The sequence below is a fragment of the Methylobacterium indicum genome (genome assembly GCF_001043895.1).
GTDB classification, from domain to species: Bacteria; Pseudomonadota; Alphaproteobacteria; order Rhizobiales; family Beijerinckiaceae; genus Methylobacterium; species Methylobacterium indicum.
The window spans coordinates 1-4,703 of sequence record NZ_JTHF01000296.1; the positions used below are offsets into that span (position 1 = coordinate 1).

8 protein-coding genes and 1 tRNA gene are annotated in these 4,703 nt (G+C 61.2%); 5 read left to right on the forward strand and 4 right to left on the reverse strand.

What is annotated here, in order from left to right; all coding sequences use genetic code 11:
• Nucleotides 1-38: 38 nt before the first annotated feature.
• Nucleotides 39-237: transfer RNA gene (locus tag QR78_RS35175), tRNA-Ile, on the reverse strand.
• A 171-nt stretch (nt 238-408) separates the two neighbouring features.
• Here QR78_RS35175 and QR78_RS27730 point away from each other — a divergent pair.
• The 5 genes from QR78_RS27730 (at nt 409) to QR78_RS27740 (ending at nt 3,319) form a co-directional block, all read left to right on the forward strand.
• Nucleotides 409-774 (forward strand): hypothetical protein, encoded by a 366-nt coding sequence (locus QR78_RS27730; RefSeq protein WP_048430844.1) that lies wholly within the window; start codon nt 409-411, stop codon nt 772-774.
• Nucleotides 771-1,031, forward strand: a complete 261-nt coding sequence (locus QR78_RS27735) for a hypothetical protein (protein WP_053221122.1) — start codon at nt 771-773, stop codon at nt 1,029-1,031. The genes QR78_RS27730 and QR78_RS27735 overlap by 4 nt, the downstream gene beginning before the upstream one ends.
• Nucleotides 1,032-1,389: 358 nt before the next feature.
• Nucleotides 1,390-2,244, forward strand: coding sequence for a glycosyltransferase family 2 protein (locus QR78_RS33290; protein ID WP_082172069.1), 855 nt, complete (start codon nt 1,390-1,392; stop codon nt 2,242-2,244).
• A gap of 303 nt (nt 2,245-2,547) precedes the next feature.
• Nucleotides 2,548-2,907 carry a hypothetical protein gene (locus QR78_RS34495; RefSeq protein WP_125901295.1) on the forward strand — a complete coding sequence of 120 codons (360 nt, stop codon included), beginning with the start codon at nt 2,548-2,550 and terminating at the stop codon, nt 2,905-2,907.
• 10 nt (nt 2,908-2,917) lie between these two features.
• On the forward strand, nt 2,918-3,319 hold the full coding sequence (locus QR78_RS27740; RefSeq protein WP_125901293.1) for a hypothetical protein: 402 nt from the start codon (nt 2,918-2,920) through the stop codon (nt 3,317-3,319).
• Between the two features lie 197 nt (nt 3,320-3,516).
• Here the strand turns inward: QR78_RS27740 and QR78_RS27745 are convergent, their stop codons facing one another.
• From QR78_RS27745 to QR78_RS27755, 3 genes are read right to left on the reverse strand one after another with little or no spacing between them, the layout of a single operon-like run.
• The gene (locus tag QR78_RS27745; RefSeq protein WP_048430846.1) at nt 3,517-3,867 is read right to left on the reverse strand and encodes a basic helix-loop-helix domain-containing protein; all 351 of its coding nucleotides are present in this window, start codon (nt 3,865-3,867) and stop codon (nt 3,517-3,519) included.
• A 4-nt stretch (nt 3,868-3,871) separates the two neighbouring features.
• Entirely contained in the window at nt 3,872-4,288 is a 417-nt protein-coding gene (locus QR78_RS27750) for a hypothetical protein (protein ID WP_048430847.1), read from the reverse strand.
• Complete coding sequence (locus QR78_RS27755; RefSeq protein WP_048430848.1) at nt 4,288-4,548, reverse strand: hypothetical protein; 261 nt, start codon at nt 4,546-4,548, stop codon at nt 4,288-4,290. The genes QR78_RS27750 and QR78_RS27755 overlap by 1 nt, the downstream gene beginning before the upstream one ends.
• Nucleotides 4,549-4,703 lie beyond the last annotated feature (155 nt).

Genomic DNA, 4,703 nt, shown 5'->3' on the forward strand with positions numbered 1-4,703 from the left:
GAATGCGTCAATGCACTAGGGTGATCGCGTCCTGCAGATGGCGGCCTGAGTGAGCCGATTCGCTTCAGCACGGATGGCGAGAGCGAAAAGCCGACCGACCTTGCGGGCAATCTAAAGAAGCCATTTCCCGTGCCGTTTCCCGTGCCCTGCCGCGAAAAAGACGAGTCCCGCCCAGGGGATCGCAGGCTTGGACGGACCGTTATGAGCGGTCGGCTCTAACCATTGAGCTACAGGCCCTCAGGCTTCGTCTTCAGTATCTTAGCGCGTCATCTGTGACAGGACCACAGCTTCGGCGACAGAAACGGCGACAGAAACCCTGTCCGTAGGTACCCGGGACTCACGCTCTGGGCAAGCCCCTCGTGCAGCCCCGCATCTCGCCACAGCGCCGCCGGCAGGGTAGGGCAGGGGATGACACTCACCATCCCCGACACCGTTCTCTCCTGGTCCCGCGGCCTCGCCAGCCTCTCCCCGGGCGTCGTCCCGTGCCGCGGGCTCCGGCCCGACGAGTGGCGCGAGACGCACCAGCGCTGCGGCGAGTTCGTCGAGCGCTGGGGGATGCAGGCGCACGCGGCGGGGTGGGACACGCTGCGGCTCTTCGGGGTCCACCCGGAACTCGGTACGATCCGCGGGGACTACAGCGGGATCCTCGTGACGCTCTCGGTCGACATCCACGAGGTCACGCCCGAATGGATCAAGCTCGGGAGGTGGACCGCCTACCGGCACGAGCCTGTGAAGATGCCGGGCATGATCCCGATCTGGGAGACCAAGCAATGACCGGCGGCGAGGCCTACAAGCAGAAGCTCCTCACCGACGACGCGCTCGACGCGGCGATCTCGGCCTATCTCGCGGACCCGTCGAAGCCGGTCGTGGTTGAGATCGGAAAGGGCAGCATCGACGTCGCCGCGGCCGTCCTGGCGCACCAGTGGTCGACCGACGAGATTACGGCGGAGGATGCGACGCCGGCCCGGCGGCCGGTCGAGGCGGGACTGGTCCGGACGACCTACGACGGAGCGCAAGCGTTGGTGGGATAGGGCAATCGGGCATAAAAGCATCTTGACCTGGGCGTCCGGTTCAATGCACGTCCGGCTAGACCCGCCATGGATTAAGCGTGCGATTTCACATACTCGACGCAGATAGGATAGCGCCATGTCTGACAACGCAGAACCGCGGCTGTGCGTTTACAGGGAAGTGAAGATCGTTGGAGCTCTTCCGGAAAATTTTAATGAAAATATGGTGCAAAGTTGGACTACGCTGCATGATTGCTTGCAGAGTGAAATTAAGCGAGAAGGCGATAGATTTGTTGCATCGTAAAAGATGAGCACCGGTGAGTTGTATGCTATTAAAGGCTTTAGGCCATAATTATAGAATCATTAGGGAGAGGGTGGAGACATGAGCGAATATTCATCTTTAACTAAAAAGCATTTTCTTTCTGCTTGTCTTATCGCAAAAAACGAGAGCCGGTATTTACTAGAATGGATCGCGTTTCACCAAGTGGTCGGCTTTGATCATTTCTATATATACGACAATGACAGCACTGATGACACTAAGCGCATTCTAAGCAAATTGCATGAACGTGGAATTTGCACATATACGGAATGGCCGCGCAAGATCCATGGAGATAATCCCCAAGTACTCGCTTACCGCGATATGATACAGAGATTTGGCGGCGAAACAACATGGGTTGCCATCATTGATGCGGATGAATTTATAGTGCCTCTCTCTGGAGAGAGAGTTGATGACATCTTGAGAAATAATTTTCAGAACGCAATATCGGTTCTTTGTAATTGGCGTGTTTTTGGGTCATCGGGGCAAAAAGAGGATGACGGCCGGCTATGCGTCGAAAGATTTACGAAATGTTCCCAGGTTGATTATCATAGCAATAATCACGTAAAATCGATCTGCAAGCCGGAGTTTGTTGAGCTGGCATTTATTCATAATCATTACATGAAACCGGGAGATGTGCTTCTTTCGGATGGAAGCCCTATGCGGCCGGTTAGGGATCAACTAACTAAATCACCTGTATTTGGCATGCTACGAATAAATCATTACTACTGCAAATCGCTTGCTGAATTCATGCTGAAGAGGTCTAAGGGTCTAGCAGATTACGCCCTAGACCACCCTTCCGCAATTAGATCTATGGATATGTTTTTCGACGCCGATAGAAATGAGGTTGATGACGATTTAGCCAATAAACTTCTAGATAAAATTAAGCAAAAATACGTAGTATTACAACAATACTGCTGATGTAGACTGATGTGATTTCCAAACATTGGCCCCGCCCGGCGGCGGCGGACGGTCAAGACCGCGGTGCTGGTTGTGTCGATCGGATGAGTGCCGGCGCCTACCTCGCCCTCACCACCGCCCTGGTGCTGGCCTGCGCCTGGGCCGCGGTGGCGGGCCTGAGGCGGGCGGCGCGGCGGATTGATGAGAGGGGCGGCCGGTGACCCACTCTCCCGCCGATCCCCAGCCTCCGCAGAGGGTTGAACCTTTCGTTGAAAAATTTACTATCTGCGGTATAAAACTGTCCCACCTGACGAGGTATCCGCTGTGGCTCGCTCCGATGAACTAGATGAACTTCTGCATAAGCTGGAGACAGCTAAAGCGCCGAGCCAATCTCTAGAAATAAATATGCGGTGGCTGCTATCAAAGAATTACAACGATCTTCAATTTCCGGGAATGTTTTCTAATAAATTTAATCCGTTGAGCAATTCTGAACATGCTTTCTCGCTTATCCAGGCCATGGTCCCTGAAGGGCAAATCGAGCTGAGCGGGACATTTGGCAGGCCGGATTGGTGCGCAGGCATCCGCACCGGAAATCACTTCGGCGGCACGGCAGGCCGTCCAGACATGCACATGGCCCTCTCGGCAGCGCTGCTGCGGACCTTGCTCGCGATCGATAGGGAGTAGGGCGACAGCGTTGACGGAGATGAGGCCGGACTGCCCCCGCGTCAGCCCGATCACATGGCGCCACACCTGGCCCGAGCGCGGCCCAGATTTCCTGGCCGTCGTCTGCGGCGGCCAGTTCGCCCGGATCTACAAGACCCACCCCGACCACATCCACGGGCTCGAATGGGTCTGGAGCCTCACCTACCCGGCAGCGACGCGGATCACGAAGCAGGGGCGGGCCAAGACCAAGGAGGAGGCGGCCGAGGCCGTTCGTCCCAGCCTGGACGAGGCCCTGCGCTGGCACGTCGAGCGCGGGCAACCGCTGCTGCTGACGCAGGATGGACATGGGCCCGACCCGCGCCGCAACTGGATGCGCCCGCCGGTGAGGATCGTCGTTGGCCAGGACGTGCCGTGGCCGGAGGGGTGGGGCTGAAGCGAAAAACGCCCCGCTCGGCGGCTGCCGGCGGGGCTGAAGGCTAGGGGTCTCGGGTCCGATGAGATCGCCGGATCAACGGGTAGGCGGCGGGGCGGGTTCCGGGCAGTCAGTCGCGCCCGGAGCAACGAGCCCTAACAAAAAAGGCGCCCCGAGCCGGAGCCCGGGGCGCGTTGACGGATGTTGACGGGGCGGGGTCAGCGTCGCGGCGGCGCCCGCATGCTCTCCCGGATCTCCCGCAGCAGGTCGACCGACATGCGCAGCTGCTCCTCGAGGCGGATCAGCCGGCCCGAGGTGTCGTTGCGGTCCTTCTCCAGGGAGGCGAGGCGGTCGACGATCGCGGAATACCGCTCGTCCGACCGCTTGGTGATCCGGTTGTCCGACTCGGTGAAGCCGTCGAGCCGCCCTTCGATCTTGGCGACGTAGCCGGAGGCGATCGCGATCTGCGACCCGAGCGTCACCGCCACGCCGAGCACGGCCCAGAGAGGCGCTCTCTTGGGCAGGATGACGGCGCCCTCGATGGGCTCGGCGGTGGCTCGGGAGGTCATGGCATCAGGCTTTCAGCAGGCGCGCGGCGCCGGCCCGGGCCAGCGTGGTCAGCGGGGAGGAGACGAAGAAGGCGGTGAGGATGGTCGCCTCGATCGGCACGTAGGCGGCCGGCAGATCCTTCACCGGCCAGCCCAGATCGAAGGTGGCCGAGAGGCAGATCGCCCCGAAGTGCACGGCCGGCGGGATGCCGATCCCGTAGATGAGCCCCTTGAAGGCAGGCGCGATGGCCGCCTTCGCCTGGTTGGCCGCGAGCTCGGCCTGCACCACCTGCACGGCGACGTCGCGCTGGCCGTTCTGGCCGTTCTGCAGGGTCGTCAGGATCGGCCCGAGCACCGAGTCGCCGAAGACCTTGATGAGGCCTCCGCCGATCGTGCCAAGGGCGGCGCCGATCGGGTTCGAGATCCAGTTGAGGAGGCCCATCAGCGGGGTACTCCCGGCGGCGGGGGTGGCGGCAGCCGGCGGATGTAGATCCCGACCAGGATGCGCGCGATGGCGAGGCCCGAGGCGACCTTGGCGCTGTAGCCCGGCGGCACGAACGGCGTTAGATCGACCCCCGCGAGCGCGTCGAGCATGTCGGGCAGCGCCAGCAGGAGCGCCAGCAGGTAGACCCGATAGCCCTTGGCAGCGGTGAACCAGCGGTGCAGGCGCAGGCGCGCTCGGAAGACGGAACAGCGGAGCATCGATCAGGCCTTCCGGGCGAGGGCGCGGTGGATGGCGTCGTAGAGGCCGGCGAGCCCGGACCGGACTGCGCCGCCGGCACCTTGCGCCCCGGAACGAAGAAGCCCGCCGGTGGGGGCGGGCTTCTTCGTTCCGGGGCGCAAGGTGCCGGCGGCGC

Coding starts and splice junctions, on each gene's coding strand:
- QR78_RS27745 (WP_048430846.1), bottom strand. CDS start 3,867: ATGACCTCCCGAGCCACCGCCGAGCCCATCGAGGGCGCCGTCATCCTG.
- QR78_RS27735 (WP_053221122.1), top strand. CDS start 771: ATGACCGGCGGCGAGGCCTACAAGCAGAAGCTCCTCACCGACGACGCG.
- QR78_RS33290 (WP_082172069.1), top strand. CDS start 1,390: ATGAGCGAATATTCATCTTTAACTAAAAAGCATTTTCTTTCTGCTTGT.
- QR78_RS27750 (WP_048430847.1), bottom strand. CDS start 4,288: ATGGGCCTCCTCAACTGGATCTCGAACCCGATCGGCGCCGCCCTTGGC.
- QR78_RS27730 (WP_048430844.1), top strand. CDS start 409: ATGACACTCACCATCCCCGACACCGTTCTCTCCTGGTCCCGCGGCCTC.
- QR78_RS27755 (WP_048430848.1), bottom strand. CDS start 4,548: ATGCTCCGCTGTTCCGTCTTCCGAGCGCGCCTGCGCCTGCACCGCTGG.